This window comes from Paractinoplanes deccanensis (assembly GCF_016862115.1).
Lineage (GTDB): Bacteria > Actinomycetota > Actinomycetes > Mycobacteriales > Micromonosporaceae > Actinoplanes > Actinoplanes deccanensis.
This window is the reverse complement of the sequence record NZ_BOMI01000022.1, coordinates 10,819-29,543: the sequence shown is the minus strand read 5'-3', so window position 1 is coordinate 29,543 and position 18,725 is coordinate 10,819. Positions and strand designations below refer to the sequence as shown.

The following is an 18,725-nucleotide window of genomic DNA, read 5'->3' as shown; positions in this document are numbered from 1 at the left end:
GCTCAGCCCACCCGGGCCGTGCGGTCGAGGCGGGCGCCCTCCACGGCCAGGCCGGAGCCGGCGCCGCCGAGGACCGTGCCCGCCGTGGCCACGGACGCGCCCACCACCAGCGGCGTCATCGCGCCGGTGGGGCCGACCAGCGAGGTGAGCCCGACGTGCAGCCCCGAGCCGGCCCGCATCCCGGCGTCCACGGTGCACAGCTCGTAGGCGGTGTGCGCGGGGCGTTCGGTGTCGAGCACGTGCCGCACCGCGGCGTCCTGCTCCGCCGAGAGCGGCTGCGGCACCACCACGGTGAAGCGGTGCGCCTCGGCGCCCTGGCCGGCCGCGCCGGTGCCGGCGGTGTCGCCGAGCCGGAAGCCGAAGCCGACCACGGCGCGCCGCGACGTCAGCGGGTCGCCGCCCGGGCGGGGCGCCAGCCCGCGCAGCCGGAAGTGCTCGACGAGGATCGGTGCGCGGCCGAGCAGCAGTTCGAGGTAGCGGGTGAGCGCGCCGGCCGTGCCCCGGCGGCGGTAGAGCGGGACGATCTCGGCCAGCAGGCGGCGGCGGGCCGCCTCCGGCCAGCGGTCGTCCAGCACCAGCCCGGCGAACGAGGCCAGCCAGGGCAGCGCCTCGACCGGGGTGGCCGCCGGGTCGAGCAGCACGTCGCGGCGGGCGGCGCGCTGGTCCAGGTCGTACAGCAGGCTGTCGAAGATGGCGAGGTAGCGGTCGAGGAACGACGGGTCGGCGAGCCCCTCGGCGAAGACGGCGGGCAGCCGCCGTACCAGGTCGTGGGCCTGTCTCTCGACCCGCAGCGCGCGCACCGACGGGGTGCTGCTGCCGTCGCCGGTGAGCCGCAGGCTGATCCAGAGATAGCGGCCGGGCGGCGCGGTCACCGGCGCCTCGAAGACGTCGACCGGGTCGTGGGCGGCGGGCCGCCACCAGGGCGTGGGCGCGTCGCGGCGGCGGTGCACGGCGCCGGCGACGGCCGGGCCCGTCGGCGCGAGGCCGTCCGGAGGCAGCGGCGGCGTCTTGCCGGGGCCGGGCTCGCAGGCGGCCGGGTCGGCGGGCGCCGGGGGCAGTCCGGTCTCGAAGTCGTCGTCGCTGGTCACCGCGGCAACCCGGCAGTCGGTGCCGGGCGGCAGGCAGCCGTCCAGGATGATCCGGCCCCATCGGTTGCGTGGTTGTCCGGAGTCGAGGCGGTAGGTCACGCAGGTGCCGTCCTTGGCGTACCGGACCCGGCCCCGCGCGGCCAGCCGGAACCCCGCCGCGGTCCAGTAGCCGACGCGGCCGTCACCCGTCGCCACGATGCCGGAGCCGTCGTAGCCCGCGGCGTCCAGCGGCAGCGTCCGGGTCCAGCCGCCCGCGGCGGGCACCAGGCGGCGCAGCGCGGCCGGCGGCGCGCCGGGCGGCGACGGGCAGGGTGCGACGACGACCGCGCCGGTGGCGTCCACCGCGATGTCGGAGGCCCCGCCGACCGGCTCGGCGGCGCGGCCGGCGGCGGTCAGCCAGCCCGCGCCGTCCGGGGTGTGCCAGAGCACCACGGGCGTGCCGTCCGGCAGCAGCGCGACGCGCGACGGCTCGGCTCCGGCCGGCGCGCCGCCGGGCAGCTCGGCCGGCTCGGGGTCGCGGGTGGCGGTCAGCCGCACCAGCCCGGCGGGCCCCCGGACCAGCGCGTGCACCACCCGGCCGGCCGCCGTGAGACCCATCGGCAGGCCCGCGACGGGGACGACACGCAGCGTGCGGCGGCTCCACAGGTCGAGCACGGCGATCACGCGGCGTCCCCGGTCGGCCAGGAAGAGCCGGTCGTCCGCGTCCACCGCGATGCCCGTGCCGTCCAGCAGCTCGGGCCGTGGGCGCGGCGCGAAGTCGCCCGGCGGCGCCGCCTCGGCCTCCGGGCGGCGGCCCACGATCCGCACCGGAGGGCCGAGCCGGGCGTAGTCCACCCCGTGCCGGGTGGGCCCGACGAGGAGCCGTTCGACCTCGTGTCGCCGCAGCCGGTAGACGCGGCACAGCCGGTCCACGGCGAGCCCCCGGGCGAGGCAGCCGCCGCTCGCGCCGGGGCCGGGGTCGGCCGGCTCGGTCCACGACAGGGTGAGCGCGCCGGGCGCGCCGTCCACGGCCGTGTCCCGGTGCCACGCGCGGACCCACTGGTCGCAGGTGGCGATCAGCGAGGCGGCGCGGGCCGGGGGCATCAGCACACCTCCCGGGGCGCGCGCACGGGCACGGGCGGGCCGGGCGGGCCGGGCGGTGCCGGCGCCTCGCCGGGCGGCAGCGGGTCGCCGGCGGTCACGCTGATGGCGGTGAGCTCGGGGACCTCCCAGGCGGCGAGCTCCACGCGGGACTGCGCGGGCTCGCGCCAGCCGTCCTCGTCGTCCCACTCGGCCACCCGCAGGCCGGTCAGGAACTCCAGGCCCTCGACCTGGAGCGCGGCGGCCTCCAACTCGGGGCCGAACACGGCGCGGCCGAGCGGCCAGCCGCGCCCCTCCGGCCCGTACGGCGGCAGGGGTGAAAGGTATTGCCGCAGCACGAGATCGACCCAGGCCCGGACGCCCTCGGTGCCGTAGCCGGGCTTGACCGCGATGCCGACGCTGACCGCGACCCGGCGGTAGGTGGGCGGGATGACGTACAGCTCGGTGGTGATCAGCCGCCGCTCGTCGAGCCACCGGCACACCGCGCGCAGCGTGTCGCGGCCGGGCATCGGCGCGGCCGGGCGGGCCGGGTCGGCGGCGGGCCAGACCACGACGGAGACGGCGCCCGGGGTGGTCTCACCGGGCAGGTGCGGGTTGAACAGGCGCAGCGTCTCGGCCCGCACCACGCCGGCGCCGGGCGTCTGCTCGGCCAGCTCGCGGAAGTCCGAGACGGTGACGGCCCGGTCGTGCCTGCGGAACTCCTCGGGGATGCGGTTGACGGCGTCGGCCAGCGCCTCGGCGTCGGCGCCGCCCCGGCAGGCGATGGGGTTGGCGACGGTGAGCCCGGCGGCCGGCACGGACGGGCGCGCGACGGTGATGGCGCCGGGGCCGGCGTTGCCGGCCGCGCCGCCGCCGTACCTATACCGGCCGGCCCGGATGCGCTCGCCGATCTGGGGTGGCCGGCCGCGGCGGCCGTCGCCGAAGCGGACCACCCCGGCCTCGCGGTCCACGGTGAACACCCGGTCGTCGACGCCGGCCGCGCGCAGATCGCCGACCTGGCTCCACGGCCGCCACCGGCCGGTGCCCTGCTCCTCGACGTCGAGCGCGACGTCGCCGAGCACGCCCGGGTGCACGAGGCGGTACTCCTGGCCGGGCTCGCCGGTGCCGGTGCCGAGGAACTCGGCGGCCGCCTCGGCGGCCTGCTCGACCGGGGCCGCGTTGGCGCCGACCCACTCCACGGCCGGCAGGGCGGCGCCGGCCGGCCGGTACGCGCGGAGCCAGGCCAGCGCGAGCGGGATGAGCTCGTCGTCCTCGAGCAGCGGCGGCTGGTCGCCGGACCCCGTCGCGTCCGGGTCGTCCGGCAGGTAGAGGCCGATGTCGGCGAGGTCGGCGGGCATCCGCAGCCGCACCTGGCCGGGCCGGGTCAGCGCGGCGGTGGTGTCGGCCTCGACGGCCAGCGTCCGCCACACCGGGTCGGCGTTGCCGTCGTCCTCGTCCACCGGGGTGGTGGTGGCGATCTGCCACTGCACGGCCTCGGAGCCGGCCTCGTCGCCGCAGGGCCGCACGTCGGCCATCGTGTCGATCCGGCGGGCCGGCACCACGCCGAGGGTGACCAGCCGGCCGGCGAAGGCGGGCACGATCGCCGAGGTGAGCAGCACGTACAGCCGGCCGTCGATGGAGGCGGCCGGGTCGAGCACGTCGCCGCCGGGCCGCTGCGGGTCGGCCGCGCCGAACGCGGTGCGGTAGCGGGACGCCTCGGTCACGCTCGTGCCGGCGGCGGCGCTGGCCCGGGCCAGGTACTCGGCGGTGTCCTCGTCGAGCTCGCCCTCGTGCCGGGCCCGGATCGCGGCCCGCGCGGTGAGCGGCCAGGCCGTCACCTCGGCGCCGGTGCGGAACTCGACCGGGCCGGCGAGCACCGGGGTGCCGGCGGCCACCACGATCCCGGCCGGGTCCGCGGTGCCGAACACGACGGTGCCGCTCGCCGGCACCGCGGGGCGCACCGGGATGTCGAGCAGGTCGAGGAAGGCGAGCTTGGTGGCCTCCGGAATCTGGTTGAACCGGAAGAGCAGGTTCTCGGCCAGGAACGCGAAGAGCTCGACGAGCGTGATGCCGGGGTCGCTCGGGTGGTGGTCGGTCCACTCCGGCGCGTAGACCGGGATCCGGGCCACCAGCTCGTCGCGCAGCTGGGCGTACGAGCGGTCGTCGAGGATGGGGCTGCGCAGCGCCATGGCCTAGCCCTCCAGCGAGAAGGGGTGGACGAGCACGCCCGCGCTGCCGTCGCGCACGTGCTCGTAGCGGACGGTCAGCAGCACCAGCGCCGGGTCGTCGCCGGGTGTCGCGGTCACCTCGCGCAGCCGCACCCGCGGCTCCCACGCCTGCAGGGCGGCGGTGACCTCCCGGGTGAGCCGGGCGCGGGTGGCGACGGTGTTGGGCTCGCCGAGGAAGCGGCGCAGCCCGCAGCCGAAGCCCGGCCGCATGACCCGCTCGCCCGGCTCGGTCAGGAGCACGAGCAGCATGGCCTCGCGGACCTTCTCGGCGCCCGCCGCGTAGGCGAGGTCGCCGGTGGCCGGGCGGGGCCGGACCGGGAAGGCCCAGCCGGAGCCGAGCCGCGCGGGGCTGACGGTCACGGGTGCACCACCTCGTCCCGCCGCACCGGCGTGGTGTGTTCGGGCGCCGTGCCGAAGACCGGGAACGGCTCGCCCTCGGCGACCCCGTAGCCCTGCCGGGCGAGCAGCTCGCAGAGCGGGTCGTTGGTGTAGTCGGCGGTCAGCTTCGTGCCGAGGGCGCCGGGCCGGGAGTTGTCGAGCCCGGTGCGCAGCGCGGTCTCCAGGGCCGGCTGGTTCACCCGGACGTCCACGTCGACGTCGACGTCCGCTTCGATCGACGCCTGGATACCGCCCTCGATCACCGTGAGCTGGGCCTGGACCCCGGCCTCGAGCTCCGCGCTCGGCGGGATGCAGAACTTCAGCTTCAGCATCCAGAAGAGGCCGAAGATCAGCGTGACCAGCGGCAGGAAGATCTTCAGCACCAGCATGGCCACGATCGTGATCAGCGGCAGGGCGAAGAAGCAGACCTCGCCCTTCTCGCGGACGCCACCGCTGGTGGGGACCTTGCCGTCCTCGGTGAACTCGAACGACGAGCCGGGCGGCGAGCTCATCCGCACCGACGGCGTCGCGCCGGACGCCTCGAGCTGGGCGAAGTCCGGCAGGCGGATCTCGACGGGACGCTGGGAGCAGCCGTCCGGGTCGTGGAAGGAGGCCAGCCGGTACGGTTCGGAGGCCGCCGACCAGACCAGCGGGCCCGGGCAGCCGCCGCAGCCGCGCGTGCGGGCGAAGGCCCGGATCTCGTACGTGCCGAGCTCGGTGAAGCGGGCGCTGCCGTCCCGGCTCACCTCGGCGCTCGACGCCGGCACCGTGCCCCAGTAGATCGTGCCCTCCCGGGCCGCGTGGTCCGGGTCGGCGGCCGGCGCGGTGAGCAGCCGCAGCGGGTAGCGCCGCTCGATCAGCTCCGCCGGCTCGTCGTCGATCGGCACCCACTGGCCGAAATCGCCGTCGCCGGCGTCCACCCACGCCTCGGTCCGCCGGTCCACCCCCACCGCGGACGCCCACACGCGCAGTTCGCGCCGGGCGGCCTCCAGGTCGCGGCGCGCGGCGGCCGCGGCCGCCGACGGAGAGCGCACGGCGTCGCGCGCGGCGCCGAAGGGGTGCAGCCGCCGCGCCCGGTCGCGGGCCGCGGCCAGCTCCGCCCTGCGCTCGCCGGCCTGGGCGGCGGTGACCGCGGCGAGCAGTTCCGCCGCCTTCTTCTCCTGCCCCGCCGGGATGGCGGCGCGCTGCCGGCGCACCACGAAGCCGGCCTCGGCCACGTCGGCCGGGTCGACCCGCGGGAAGCCCGGCTCGTCGCAGTGCAGGCCGACCGCGACCACGTAGTGCCGCTGGTGGGCGATCGGGAAGAGCTTGCGCACCCCGCTCGGCCGCAACCGGGTCGCGGACAGGAAGCGCCGCCGCTTGCGCGGGTCGGTGGGCAGCGGCTCGTGCGGGATCGTCTCGATCTCCTGGTACTGGTCGACGTCGCCGAACGTCACCGAGCGCTGGGGGTCGGCGAGGAAGTCCGCCACGTACGCGGTGGAGGTGTACTTGTGCAGGGCCGGGCGGGCCGCGCCGTCCTTGCGCCCGGGCTCGGCGCCGTCGCGCCGCTCCCAGCGGTACCAGGGGGCCACCAGCCGCCACCGGTGGGCCGTCGGCGCGCTCACCAGACGTTCCCGACGCCGGGGGTGTAGGAGGGCGAGACCACGCCGCCGCCCTTGGCCACCAGGCCCTCGCAGGTGACGAGACCGTCGAACGTGCTGGTCGCGGCGTGGACGTTGACGGCAGCGGCGGTGATGTCGACGGTCGAGGCCGCGTTGACCGCCACGCCGCCGCTCGCGTCGAGGGTGATGGTGGCGCCGCTGGCCGACTCGATGGTGACGGTGCCGGCCGCGTCGTCGAGGGTGAGCCGGTGCATCGGCCCGTCCGGGCCGGCGACCGAGAGGCGTACGGCCACCGCGCCCGGTGTGTCGTCGAACTCCAGCCGGGTGCCGGAGCGGGTCCGCAGCACCCGCAGGTCGTTCGCGTCGGTGGGCTCGTCCGGCATGGCCGCGGTGCCGTTCCAGGTGCCGCCCAGCACGTACGGGCGGTCGGGATACCCGGCCTGGAAGCCGACGACGACCGTGGAGCCGATCTCGGGCAGGATCCGCAGGCCCTGGTCCGCGCCGGCGTACGGGCTGACCACGGTGGCCCAGGCCGTGACCGGGCCGCCGCCGTCGGAGCGGGGCAGCCAGTCGAGGCTCACCTCGATGCGCTGCCGCTTCTCGGGGTCGCCCGCCAGCGTGCGCACGGTGGCCGGGAAGAGCCCGTACCAGCGGTCGGCGGTCATGACCGGGCCTCCGGCCGCTCGGCGCGGAACGCGGTGCGGTAGCCGATCGACGGGTCGTAGCTGTGCCGGCAGCGCACCACCCGGTAGCCGTCGCCCTCGAACGGGCGGCCCACCCGGCGCAGGTCCAGATGCGCGCCGGGCATCAGGTCGGGCGTGCCGGCCGTGACGCCGTCGACGGTGACGAAGCCACGGGCGCGCCGCAGCATCTCGGCCCGGGCGTACGCCTGCCCGGTGCCGGCCACGGGCGCGTCCCGCCGCGACCGGGTGAGCCGGGGGCCGTGGTACACCCGCGCGGCGATCCCCGGCCCGCTACGCCCGCCGGTGGCCTCGGCGGTCACCACGTCCTCGCCGGCGGCCTCGTCGACCTCGGCGGCGGCCTGGTCGTCCCAGCCGAGCATCCGCACCTCGGCGCGCTGGTGTGCCAGGTCGGCGCGGCAGTGCGCCTCGATGAGCTCGTTGCCCTGCACCAGCCGCAACCTCGCACCGGGCCGCTTGTCGCGGGTGGCGAAGTGCAGCACGTCGTCGGCGTCGGCCCACAGCTCGGCGGCCACCCGCAGCGCCCGCTCGCGCAGGAACGCCAGGTCGGACTGGTCCCACTGCTGCACGAGCGGGTAGGTGGGCCCGTCCGCGTCGGTGGCGGAGCCCAGCCCGTGCCGGCCGGCGACCGTCTCGGCCAGCCCGGCGTCGGTCGTGTTCTCGTACGAGACGGTGCTGTGTGCCAGGCGCAGCCGCATCAGCGCGTCCTCGGCGAAGACGGTCACGTGCGGCGCGGCCCCCTCGGCGAAGGTGACCTCCAGCCCGGAGACCGTGCCCTGGAAGACCCGGCGCTCGCCGCCGGGCGGCCCGAGCGTGACGGTCAGCCGCGTGCCGAAGTCGAGCGGCTCGCCGTCCAGATAGGACAGCGACTCGGCGGACCCGTCGCTGTCCGGGCCGACCGGGTGCAGGTGCGCCACGAGCGTGCGCAGCCCGAGCGGGCCCTCCTCGATGTCGAGCCGCAGCAGGTCGCGCCCGAGGCGCCCGTCGGTGCGCCCGCCCACCGTGAAGACCGGGGCGTGCGAGGAGTACGGGTGGACGGCCGGCTCAGTCATGGCCGTCCTCTCCGGTCGCGGTGCGGCAGCGGTCGCGCTCGATCCGTTCCAGCGCGGCCCGGAGGCGCTGGCGCTCCTCCCAGATCGACACCTCCGGCGCCCGCGTGGGCGGCTCGCCGGCCGCGACCACCTCGGAGGTCAGCTCTCCCACGTGCACGGTCATCGACAGCACCCGCCCGATCCGGCCGGCCGCGCCGGCTCCGCCGGGGGCCGGGGGCCGATCACGACCCAGCCGCCGGTGCCCGGGGCGGCCTCGGCGGGCGCCACCCGGTCGCGCAGCGGCACACCCCGGCCGAAGCTGGTCGCCCGTGGGTCGGCCCGGGGCGGCAGCGGCCGCGGCGCCGCGGGCGCCGGGCTCAGCGTGCGGGCGGTCGGCGCCGTGCTCAGCGGGGCGCGCGGATCCGCGGCGGGTGCGGGCCGCGGGCTCGCCGGCGCGCCGAACGCGGCCCGCGCCCGGTCGGCCTCGGCCGTCGCCGCACCGGCCGCCAGCGTCTCGGCCGCGGCGGTCACCCCGCCGGCCTCGGCCAGCGCCAGCCCCGCGGAGGCGCCACCTTCCAGCCCCAGCGAGGCGCCCGCGGGCACGTTCAGGTCCGCGGCGAAGCCGAGCGACACCCCGACGCCGGCGGAGACCGAGAGCGAGCCGGAGAAGTCGACGGCCAGCCCCGCGGAGAGCGACAGCGGGTCGTCCAGCAGCCCGGCGACGGCCCGCCAGGCCGCCGGGTCGAGGCCGTTGCGGGCCAGGAAGTCGGCCGCCGACTCGCCGTCGAGGGCCTCGGCCGTGCGGTCGTCGGCGGCGGCTGTGCCGGCACCCGGCTCACCGGCCGGTGGCGCGCCGGTGTCCCGGTTGGCGCCCGGCCCGGCCTCCAGCGCCTCGAACTCGGGGTTCTGCTGCTTGATGTCGATGGCGACGGCCGCGCGCAGCGGCACCCCGTGCCCCGAGAAGAGCGTGAGCTCCTCGGACATGCTGGTCATCACGCCGCCGACGATGACGGTGCCCCAGCGGAACTGCACCCGCGGCGGCGCGTTCTTGGAGCCGGGGGCGCCCGGCAGCACGAAGCGGGCCACCTGGGAGGTGCGGCCGCGCACGTCGGCCGGCTCGTCGGTGGTGCCCTCGTCGGCGGTGTCGAACTCCAGCTGCACCGACAGCGAGGTGCTGGCCGAGCCGTTGTACTGCTGCACCTGCCGTCCCCGCGCGGCGGCGCCGTCGGTGCTGTTGGTCATCTGCAGCTTCAGCGAGGCCGGGTTGAACTGCACGGCGACAGCGCTGCCGGGCACCACCTTGCCGTCCTTGCCCAGCTCCTCGAGGACGGCCTTCTCCAGCGTCGTCATGCCGTGCCCTCCAGCAGCAGCCCCTCGTGGGCCAGGTGCAGCTCCTCCACGGCGACCTCGCCGGTGCGCGCGTTGAGCTGCGGGCCGACCAGCTTCACCGGCAGCGCCGCCCGGAACAGCCAGGCCGCGGCCGGCCGCCCCCGCTGGTCCTGCACGACGACCGTGCCGTCGTAGCGGCGCACCGGCCGCACCCCGGCCACGATGTCCTGGAACCACTGCCACAGCTCGGGCACCGCGTCGCCGCCCTCCGGCCCGAACATGCCGCGCTTGCACACCAGCGGCGAGTACTTGGCCCGGCCCACCCGGCGGACGATCCCGTCGTTGCGGCCGCCCTCCTCGTAGTCCTTCACGTCCATCTCGACATCCAGCCCGGTGACCTCCTGGAAGCCACCGTCACCGAGCCGCTGCGCCCCGGCGCCGGCCACCCGGTTGAAGGTCACCTCGAAACGGAAGGTGGTAAGCAGCACGTCAGCCACGCCGCTACGCTGCGCCGGGGCCGTCACCGCACCGTCACGGCGCAGGCGGCCGGCGAGCGGCGGCGACCGCGTCCCGGACCGCGGGCGACCGATGGCGCGCGGCAACGCGCAGCGCCTCGGCGTCCATGAAGGCTGCCTGCGCGGTGGCGAGCTGGGCATCGGTCTTCCCGGTCGAGGCGCGGACCTCCTGCCGCTCGACCAGGCGCAGCAGCCGCCGGATCGTGTCGCGGTACTTGCCGGTGCGCTCCTGCGCCGGCAGCGCCGCCAGCCGGTCGCGAATCGTCCCGGCATAGCTGCCGGGCTTGTAGTTGGTCAGGACGAAGGCCTCCTGCGCGGCGGACGGCATGGCGGCGAACTGGTCCAGCACCGCCCGGGCCTGGTCGGCCGGTGTGCGCGGCGTGCAACCGTGCGGGCCCAGCGCGCCCGCCCCGCCGCGTCCTCGCGGTGCTGCCGCTCGGTCACGCGGGAAGGGTGCGCCGCGGCCGACGAGGAGGGGAGGTCAGGCGGCGGAAACGCGGTGACGGCCCGGTGATGGGGATGCCCGATCGTGACGGCATGCAGGGGCCAGCGAGCGCCACGGAGCCGCCGGCCGGCCGGGCGCTGGCCGGGGCCGAGCGCGCCCGGATGGAGGCGATCGTCGGCGGCGACCTGTCCGGGACGGTCCTGCACACCGGCCCGGACGCCGCGGACCGCGCGGCGCGGCACGGCGCCCTCGCGGTCACCGAGGGCACCGACGTCGCGTTCGCGCGCGGCGCCTACCGGCCGGGCACGCCCGCCGGGGACGCGCTGCTGGCCCACGAGCTGGCGCACGTGCGGCAGCAGCGGGGCGGCGCGGGCTCCGGGGCCGCGGGGGCCGGGCTGGAGAACGAGGCGCACCGCGCCGGCTTCCTGGCCGCCGTGCTGCTGCTCGACCCGGCGCTGGCCCGCTCGCTGCCGCCGCCCCGCGTCTCCACCGGCCACGGCCTGCGACTGCAGCGGTGCACCGCGCCGACCTACGACGACATCGGCGCCCTGCCGACCCGGGAGGAGTACGAGCAACGCGGCGAGCTGATGCCGCTCGGCCTGCTCGACGTGGTGCCGCTGACCGACCGGCTCGTCCTGGACGCCGGCCCGCTGCTGCGCCTCGGCGAGGAGCCGGAGCCGCCGCGCACCCCGCCGCTGCCGGCACCGGACCCGTCGGCGCGCGCGCTCCCCGCCGACCAGCTGCTGGCCAGGCTGACCGTGCTGGAGGCACGGCAGCACCGCATCGAGCAGCTCACCGGCGACCTGAACGTCACCTTCCGCAACGATGTGGGCAACCTGATGGCGCCCGCGCTGATGCTCGCCATGGCCCGGCAGGACCTCGGCGCGGCCGCGCCGTTCGTGCTGGGCGCCGGGATCCGGCAGGGACGCGACCCGGTGGAGCTCTCCCGGATGCTGCCCCGCACCGAGGAGGCGCAGCGCCGCGCCCACGACGCCCTGCTCGACCTGGCACAGCGGCGGCAGCGGGAGACGGAGTCGCACGCCGCGATCGCCGGGCGGGGATACGAGCTGGGCAGGGCCGAGGCCGAGATCGACACCGTCCGCTGGGACTACGCCAAGGCGGCGGCGTTCCTCTTCGAGCCGGAACAGGGCCGGCTCCTCGCCGAGGCCGACGCCGCGCGCGCCGCCCTGGACGCCCGGCTGATGCGCCTGCTCATCCAGTACCACCAGGACCGCGCCGCGAAGGGTGACGACATCGCCCCGGCGGTCACCGAGATGCGGGACTGGGCGTCCGCGCTCGCCGCCGAGCTGGACAAGCTGACCACGGCCGCGAGCGAGCTGGAGGCGGCCGCCGCACGGGGTGAGGACGTCCGCGCCGGCCGGCGCGCGTGGGCCGAGGGCGCCCAGCTGATCGCCACCAGCCTGGACGCGCTCGGTGAATGGGACATCGCGCTCGGCGTCTACGAGATGCTGCGCGCCAACAGCGCGATGTGGGGGCACGAGGGGGTGCTGCGGATCGCCGACCGGCTCGGCCAGATGAAGGCCGCCTCGCTGGCCCGTGACGAGCCGTACCTGCGCCTGCTGGTCCGCGACCACCGCGAGGACCCCGCGCTCAGCGAGTTCTACGCCTCCATCCCCGACATCATCTCGCGGTCGCACCTCATCCTCGGCTTCGTCGTGCTGCTGCTCGCGGCGGCCGTCACGGCCGGAGTCGGGGTGGCCATCGCGGGAGCCGCCGCCGGGGCCGCCGCGGCGACCGAGAGCGCCGCCCTGGCCGCCGGGGCGAGCGCCTCGATGGCCGCCGCCGAGGCCGCCGTGGTGCTCGAGATCGGCCTGGTCGCCAAGATCGGTGGCGAGGCGATCGTCTTCACCGTCGTCCACATGGGACTTCAGTCGGCGTTCCCCGGCCTCGCCCCCGGGCCGACGCTCAGCGGGTTCCTCACCGAGCTGGTGTGGAACCTGGCCCTCTTCGGCGTGCTGCACGGCGTCGGCTCCGCCGTGGAGGGGGCGCTCGGCCGGTCGGCGTGGCTGAAGACCCTCACCCCGATGGCCCGCACCGTGCTCTCCACCGGCGCGCGGACGGGCAGCACCTACGCGACCCTCCAGGCGTACGGTGTGCTGCGTTTCCTCGTCGACCAGGGCCGGATGATGACCTGGTCCGAGATCGGCACGATGTCCGCGCACAACCTCGTCATGCTCGCCGGGCTCAGCCTCGCCATGAAGCCGCTCTCGTCGATGCTGGAGGGTGTCCACGCCGCCGGCGGCGAGCTGGGCCGGGGTGGCGCCGAGGCGCTCATCCGGTTCCGGCAGCGCTACGGCGAGCGCTACCGGCTGCTCGACTCGGAGCGCGCCCAGCTGGAGGCACGGCTGCGCCTGCGGATGGAGCAGAACCCGCAGGCCCGGGAGAAGGACCTCACCGACATCACCGCCTGGGCCGGCGACCTGGAGGCTCGGCTGCGGGAGCTGAACGAGGAGGCCTCCACCGACCCGGACACCGGCCTCACCGCGCTGCGCGAGGGCCTGACCGGGCTGGCCGCCCAGGCCGAGGCCGTTCCGGTGCCCGAACTGCTCCAACGGCTCGGGCTGGACCCCGCCACCGACCTGCGGGCCACCGGCGACCCGGCGACCTGGACCATCACGCCCGGCAAGGCGGCGGCCGTGCGGGCCTTCCTGGAGGCGCAGGGGCTCACCGCGGTCGCCGGCGAGGTCACCGGCCAGCCGGTGGTCGAGGTGTCCGTGCCCGGCCGGGGCACCGTCTCCCTGGTGGAACGGGCCGGCCCCGCCAAGCCGGCGACCACGCCGACACCGGCCCTGGAAGCACTGGCCGCCAAGGACGCCACGGTCGCGGCCGGCCTCGAGGCGGTGCGCGCCCAGACGGTCACGCCTGACCTCGCGGCCCGGCTGGAGAGCCGGGCGGCCGGTGAGCCCGCGCTCGTGGCACGGCTGTTGCGGGCCTTCGCGGAACTGGCCGAGGCCCGGGCCGCGCGGGCGGCGCCGGACGCCGACCCGGCGGTCGCCTTCGAGGCCGTCCGGGCGCACACGCTCGCCCTGGAATCGGCGCTGGCCGACCCGGCCGCCGAGGCCGGTCTGCGCCTGTTCATGTCGTGGAGCCGCTTCCGGGCCACGACGAAGGCCGGCATCCTGGCCGCCGCTCCGCCGGAGAACGTCGCCGGTTTCCTGCGGGCGCTGACCGACTCGGGGGTGCACTCGCAGCCGTCGGCGTTCTACTCGGTGCTCGCGCGCAGCCGGCCGGCCAGCGAGCTGGTCGGCCGGCACGGTGGCGCGATGCTGATGAAGCTCGTGCACATGCAGCCCGGCGACGCCACAGGCATCCGGCTCGCCCGCGCCCAGGTGGACGTGGAGCGGGTGCTGCGCGGCCTCGACGAGGCGGCCGCCCAGAGCCCGGCGGCGAGGGACGCGCTCGCCAAGGCGATCCGGAAGCTGCCGTACGACGCCCGCTACACCCGCCTGGACCGCCTGGTCGGCCCCCGCCCGCCGGCCGGCCCCGCCTTCGAGCCGGTGACGAGACCCGGCGCCGGCTGGGAGACGTTCCTGGCCAAGGCGCGCCAGTACGCGAGGGACCACCCGCCGGAGGACGGCCCGGTGACGAGGGCCGAGATCGAGACGAGGGCCATGCTGCTCCAGGTGGTGGAGCGGGCGCGGGCCCAGGAGTTCGGCGAGCTCACCGGCCCCGAACGGCGGGCCATGCTGGAGCAGTACAACGCGCTTGCCCTCTCCGCCCGCCTCGAACAGGGCTGGATCTCCTCGACCCGGGGCAACTTCAACGAGGCCCTGGCCCGCGGCGCCGGCCGGGTCAGCCTGCGCGTCGTCTTCCTGAAGGGCCGCGTCGTCACCGGCGGCGACGACACCACGATCCCGGACGACGCGGTCCCGCCGGTGCTCCCCCGCGACCTGATGATCGACGCGACCGGCACTCGCCCGGTCGAGCGCGATGGCCGTCTGTGGATCGAGCGCAAGACGTACGAGCTGGGCGGCGAGCTGGACCCCAACGGCGTGTCCAAGAGGGCCAGGCAGGCAGCGAAGGACCACGCCGAGGAGGCCGCGGACGACCTGACCAACCTGCCGCCCGGCAGCACCATCGCCCTCGACTACGCCTCCGACCCGGGCGTGGCCACCCGGAACGCGATGCTGCGGGAGCTCTTCACCGTCCCGGGCGTCGTACGGGTGACCTTCGAGGGCGTCCCGTACACCCGGGCCTCGGCCGGGGCGGCGCCGCAGGGTGGCACCCCATGACTCAGGCGGGCGGGGACGTCACGCCCCGCTCCCCCGCTCCGGCGCCGACACCCGAACCCCAGCAGCGCGTGGGGCACAGTTCCGCGTGGGAGGCCGCGCTGCTCATCGTCGAGGACGGCGTGGCGGCCGGCGCCACCAGCCGGTCGGTCTTCCTCGATCGGCTCAAGGCCGAGCTCGAGGCCATGGTGGACGACGAGATGCGCGACACGCCCTGGCAGGGGCGCGACTGTCCGTGGATCTCCCGCTACGTCGAGGGCTTCCGGGTGCGCCCGCTGGCCGATCTCCGTGCCGTCGCGGCGCGCTACGGAGACCGGATGGTGCCCGGAACGGGCCTGCCCGGGCTGCGCGCGGCACTCGTCGAACGCGCCCGCGACGGCTTGCGCCAGTGGCGGGCGACCGGCGAGGTGCCGCGGCTGCCGCCCGGCTTCCCGCTACCTCCCGCCGGGCTCGCCGGCGCGGCCCGCGTGCTGCGCAAGCCCGACGGATCCGGTCGCCCGCCGGAGGCTGGCGTGCCACGGCTCGGCGGCGGGCAGGCTCTCGACGGGTCCGACCGGAGCTGGCTGGAGCACGCCTACGGCCAGGATCTCTCCGCGATCCGTGTGCATCGCGGCGCGGCGGCCTCGGACGCGGCAGCCCGCCAGGCGGCGCTGGCCTTCTCGCTCGGTGACGACATCGTGCTGGGCGCGGAGGCGGCCGGGGCCCCGCCGCTCAGCCGGCGCGCCCTGCTGGCCCACGAGGCCGCGCACGTTCTCCAGCAACGGTCGGCGGCCACCACGCCGGACCCGGCCCTGGAGAGCGATGCCGACACAGCCGCCGGGCACGCGCTCCTCGGCCTGCACCACCGGCCCCGCGCGGGCGGCGGCCTGCGGCTCCAACGGTGCGGCACGCCGGCCGCGATGTCCCAGGAGGAGATCGCGGACTACCTGGCCGGCAACCACCTGCGCGTGGTGGTCACCGGCGAGACCGAGAAGTTCGTGGCCGGCATGAAGAAGCCGATCGCCGTCGCCGCCAACGCCGACGCCTCGGTCCAGCAGGTGGTCCGGCAACCGGCCGACCAGCTCATCGTCAACTCGCCCGACTATCCTCGGCTGACCGCGGTCGCCGTCGAGGAGCCCTTCCCGGACGGCTCGCGTTCCACCCGGTACCTCACGGTCCACCGGCGCACCGGCACATTCCCCGTCACCCTGATGTTTCCCGGCCGCCGGGAGATCACGGCCTGGGTGCTGCTGGCGCCGGGCCACGTCGTCGAGCTGCACCGGTCGATAGATGTGGCGCCGTTCGACTTCGCCGGCGAGTCCGAGAAGGCCGCGCCGGAGCAGCTCGCCGGGCAGCCGGCGAACACGCCGTTGCTGGAGCGGCTCGGGCTGACCCTGCAACGCGCCGACCTGCGCCGCAGGGCCGTCGACGCAGGGCTGCTGTCCACGACGGTGGCGGACGCGTGGACCGCCGTCTCGCTGGCGGTCGTGGCCCGCGCGACGGCACTCCAGGCCGGCGAGCCGGGAGCCGGCACCGGGACGGCGATCGACGACGCGCTGGCACGGTTCGCGACGTCGTTCGGCGCGATACCCGCCGGCCTGCGGGCTCCGATCGGCGCCCTGCGCGCCCGCGCCTACCACGGCGACCTCGCCCGCCTCCGGTCCGCCACCGAGCTGCTGTCCCGGGCGTTCGACACCTGGGTGGTCGCCCAGCTGCACGGCAAGGCGGGCGGCGACGAGCTGGCCAAGGGCATCACGTACGCGGGCCAGGTCGAGGACGCGGTCGCCCGGATCGAGCAACGGGCCAAGGGCGGTGCCGTCCGGCTGCCGGCCGTCTTCCACCCCGAGGCCGCCTACGTCCGCCGCGAGCTGTTCGTCTCGGGACCGCAGAGTCTCGGCAAGATCGTGGCGCTGCCGCTCAATCTGTGGCTCTTCAGCGAGGGCGGCACCAACTGGACGCTGCGCGACATCACCAACCCCGAGGAGACCTTCGAGTACGACACCACCAACGCCGACCGGGACGCGGCCGTCGACAACCTGCTGAAGCAGCTCGCCGACGACGAGGAGCACTGGCCGAACGGCCGCCTGCACGTCCAGCCGCCGGGCCGGCCCCGCCAGTCGTTCGACACCGATAGCGACATGGACTTCACCGACTGGGTCGCCCTCTTCGCGCTCGCGCTCACCGCCGCCGGCCTGATCCTGGTCACCGCCGGCGCGGCCACGCCGGGCGTGGTGGCCGCCGGCGGCTACCTGCTCACCGCCTCGGCCGTCGTGGGCGCGGCGACGGCCGTCGTGGACACGGTGGACGCCTACGAGCGCGGCCGCCTCACCGCGAAGCGGCTCGCGCTCAACGCCCTTCAGATCGTCGCGTCGGCCGCCGGCGCGGGCACGTCCACCATCTTCGCCAACAGCGCCCGCCAGGGCGTGAGCGGTCTGGCAAAGCTCGGCGCCAACGCCCGCTACATCTTCCTCAACCGGAGCGCGGCCGCCGCAGACGTGGTGACTCTGCTGGTGATGACCGGCGACACCGCCCTCCAGCTGGCCAAGCTGGCGATCAAGGGCGACGCCCGGTCCCCCGACACGGCGGCCCGCGCCGCGCTGGCCCTCGGCCAACTGCTCGTTCAGGGGACCATCACGACGATCTCGGCGAAGGACGCCTTCCGCGGCGGCGACCTGAGCGGGCATCCGCCGGTCGCCCTGCACGAGGGCGCCGACGGCCTGATCGTGGTGCGCCCGCCCGGCGGCACCGCCGGAGCCGACGCCCCGGCGGCTCCCCGCATCGCCGAGGATCTCCTGGACAAGGCCGGGACCCATTTCTCACCCGACCACAAGACCTTGCGGACGGCGTACGGCGAATATCTGGCGCGGCAGCGAGCGAAGCCGGACGGCGGCGACCCGCTCGGCCCGCTCGACTGGCTCAAGTTCCAGAGCCACGGCAAGGCCGCCGACTACCTCGACGCCACGCTGCCGGCCGGATGGCGCGAGGCGCGCCGGGGGCAGTATCCGGGATCACGGCCGGAGTTGATCGAACGTCCGAGCAACTCACCGCCCGAGGGCTCGATCAACCCGGTCACCAAGACGCGATGGCGCTACAAGCGGGTGACGATCGACGACCTTCGGCCGTCGGTCGACGAGGACGGCGATCCGTTCTGGACCTTCCCCGACCTCGAGGACGGCGAGGTCCTCCTGCTTCCCTCGGGCACCCGGGTGTGGAAGCATCCGGTGACCAAGGCCGTGATCGAGGAACACCCGATCGGCCCGAGCGTGTCGGGACAGCGCAACCGCACCGCGGGCGAGGCCGTCCTGATGAGCCGGGCCGACGTCGGCCCGGAGCACGCGGCGGCGGGCACCGAGCGCTCACACGGCGCGGCCTCGCCGGGTCTCGGGTTCGACAGCCCGTACAGCCCGGCTCATGCTCCCCCGCGGGTCAACCAGGCCATCGAGCGGGCCGGGATCGAGACGTACCTGCGGCGGCTGCGAGACAACGCCCCGGCCGGCGTCACCTACCTGTCGACGACGTCGACCGTGTACACCGCGCCCAGCCGCACGCTGGTGGAGCGGACCTACCGGATCGACGCGATCAAAGACGGCAAGATCCATCGGATGTTCGAGTTCAAGGTGGTGGTCGAGGGCGGCGTCGCCGACGTGAACGCCCGCTTCGTGACCGACGAGATGTCGGTCTTCCCGGGGGCCGAGCAGTTCGGCGCGCCGAAGCTGCGGGTGCAGCCGGCGGGCGCCCCGCCCGAGGGCAACAACGTCCAGCCTCCGCCCCGCCTCAAGGACCTCATGGCGCCGCAGCCGGGGCGGGCGCCGGTCGCCCCACCGCCGGAGGTGCCCGGCTTCGAGGCGAGCCAGGAGGTGCGGCGCCGGCTCGACGACCTGCTCGAGGCACGAATCCAGCGGAAGACCCTCGATCCGGCCTGGATGGACGCCCAGTCCGGCGCGGTGGACGTGCTGCACCGCGCCGAGGCGGAGATCCTCGGCGGCACCGACGCGGTCAAGCAGCAGAAGCTGCGCGACCTGCTGAAGTCCATGACCCTGCGGACCGGCCGGCACCCGCACACCGTCACCACCAAGCGGCTCCAGGACTTCACCGCGGCCGTGATGGCCCTGCTGTGACCG

Annotated in this window: 12 protein-coding genes; 2 read left to right on the top strand and 10 right to left on the bottom strand. The window is 76.2% G+C overall.

Features of this window, described 5'->3' with window-relative positions:
- Positions 1–2: 2 nt before the first annotated feature.
- Genes Ade02nite_RS07545 through Ade02nite_RS07500 form a run of 10 tightly spaced genes read right to left on the bottom strand, consistent with a single transcriptional unit; the run spans position 3 to position 10,279 of the window.
- Positions 3–2,171: a phage tail protein gene (locus tag Ade02nite_RS07545; RefSeq protein ID WP_203760815.1), complete on the bottom strand. Its 2,169-nt coding sequence runs from the start codon at positions 2,169–2,171 to the stop codon at positions 3–5.
- Positions 2,171–4,336 carry a putative baseplate assembly protein gene (locus tag Ade02nite_RS07540; protein ID WP_203760814.1) on the bottom strand — a complete coding sequence of 722 codons (2,166 nt, stop codon included), beginning with the start codon at positions 4,334–4,336 and terminating at the stop codon, positions 2,171–2,173. The genes Ade02nite_RS07545 and Ade02nite_RS07540 overlap by 1 nt, the downstream gene beginning before the upstream one ends.
- A 3-nt stretch (positions 4,337–4,339) precedes the next feature.
- Entirely contained in the window at positions 4,340–4,735 is a 396-nt protein-coding gene (locus Ade02nite_RS07535; protein ID WP_239168599.1) for a GPW/gp25 family protein, read from the bottom strand.
- Entirely contained in the window at positions 4,732–6,357 is a 1,626-nt protein-coding gene (locus Ade02nite_RS07530; protein WP_203760813.1) for a hypothetical protein, read from the bottom strand. The genes Ade02nite_RS07535 and Ade02nite_RS07530 overlap by 4 nt, the downstream gene beginning before the upstream one ends.
- Positions 6,354–7,019 (bottom strand): phage baseplate assembly protein V, encoded by a 666-nt coding sequence (locus Ade02nite_RS07525; RefSeq protein WP_203760812.1) that lies wholly within the window; start codon positions 7,017–7,019, stop codon positions 6,354–6,356. The genes Ade02nite_RS07530 and Ade02nite_RS07525 overlap by 4 nt, the downstream gene beginning before the upstream one ends.
- Positions 7,016–8,107 (bottom strand): phage late control D family protein, encoded by a 1,092-nt coding sequence (locus tag Ade02nite_RS07520; RefSeq protein ID WP_203760811.1) that lies wholly within the window; start codon positions 8,105–8,107, stop codon positions 7,016–7,018. The genes Ade02nite_RS07525 and Ade02nite_RS07520 overlap by 4 nt, the downstream gene beginning before the upstream one ends.
- Complete coding sequence (locus Ade02nite_RS07515; protein WP_203760810.1) at positions 8,100–8,270, bottom strand: hypothetical protein; 171 nt, start codon at positions 8,268–8,270, stop codon at positions 8,100–8,102. Before Ade02nite_RS07515 ends, Ade02nite_RS07520 begins: the two co-directional genes overlap by 8 nt.
- Positions 8,267–9,436 carry a CIS tube protein gene (locus Ade02nite_RS07510; protein WP_203760809.1) on the bottom strand — a complete coding sequence of 390 codons (1,170 nt, stop codon included), beginning with the start codon at positions 9,434–9,436 and terminating at the stop codon, positions 8,267–8,269. The genes Ade02nite_RS07515 and Ade02nite_RS07510 overlap by 4 nt, the downstream gene beginning before the upstream one ends.
- Positions 9,433–9,912, bottom strand: a complete 480-nt coding sequence (locus tag Ade02nite_RS07505; protein ID WP_203760808.1) for a phage tail protein — start codon at positions 9,910–9,912, stop codon at positions 9,433–9,435. The genes Ade02nite_RS07510 and Ade02nite_RS07505 overlap by 4 nt, the downstream gene beginning before the upstream one ends.
- Before the next feature lie 34 nt (positions 9,913–9,946).
- The gene (locus Ade02nite_RS07500; RefSeq protein ID WP_203760807.1) at positions 9,947–10,279 is read right to left on the bottom strand and encodes a hypothetical protein; all 333 of its coding nucleotides are present in this window, start codon (positions 10,277–10,279) and stop codon (positions 9,947–9,949) included.
- Positions 10,280–10,467: 188 nt separating this feature from the next.
- Between Ade02nite_RS07500 and Ade02nite_RS07495 the strand changes: the two genes are divergently transcribed.
- On the top strand, positions 10,468–14,628 hold the full coding sequence (locus tag Ade02nite_RS07495) for an eCIS core domain-containing protein (RefSeq protein ID WP_203760806.1): 4,161 nt from the start codon (positions 10,468–10,470) through the stop codon (positions 14,626–14,628).
- Positions 14,625–18,722 (top strand): eCIS core domain-containing protein, encoded by a 4,098-nt coding sequence (locus tag Ade02nite_RS07490; protein WP_203760805.1) that lies wholly within the window; start codon positions 14,625–14,627, stop codon positions 18,720–18,722. Before Ade02nite_RS07495 ends, Ade02nite_RS07490 begins: the two co-directional genes overlap by 4 nt.
- The last annotated feature ends 3 nt before the right edge of the window (positions 18,723–18,725 follow it).

What these genes read in the sequence shown, in the direction of transcription:
- Ade02nite_RS07525 (WP_203760812.1), bottom strand. Translation starts at nt 7,019, where the DNA reads ATGACCGCCGACCGCTGGTACGGGCTCTTCCCGGCCACCGTGCGCACG.
- Ade02nite_RS07515 (WP_203760810.1), bottom strand. Translation starts at nt 8,270, where the DNA reads ATGACCGTGCACGTGGGAGAGCTGACCTCCGAGGTGGTCGCGGCCGGC.
- Ade02nite_RS07520 (WP_203760811.1), bottom strand. Translation starts at nt 8,107, where the DNA reads ATGACTGAGCCGGCCGTCCACCCGTACTCCTCGCACGCCCCGGTCTTC.
- Ade02nite_RS07495 (WP_203760806.1), top strand. Translation starts at nt 10,468, where the DNA reads ATGCAGGGGCCAGCGAGCGCCACGGAGCCGCCGGCCGGCCGGGCGCTG.
- Ade02nite_RS07540 (WP_203760814.1), bottom strand. Translation starts at nt 4,336, where the DNA reads ATGGCGCTGCGCAGCCCCATCCTCGACGACCGCTCGTACGCCCAGCTG.
- Ade02nite_RS07490 (WP_203760805.1), top strand. Translation starts at nt 14,625, where the DNA reads ATGACTCAGGCGGGCGGGGACGTCACGCCCCGCTCCCCCGCTCCGGCG.
- Ade02nite_RS07510 (WP_203760809.1), bottom strand. Translation starts at nt 9,436, where the DNA reads ATGACGACGCTGGAGAAGGCCGTCCTCGAGGAGCTGGGCAAGGACGGC.
- Ade02nite_RS07545 (WP_203760815.1), bottom strand. Translation starts at nt 2,171, where the DNA reads ATGCCCCCGGCCCGCGCCGCCTCGCTGATCGCCACCTGCGACCAGTGG.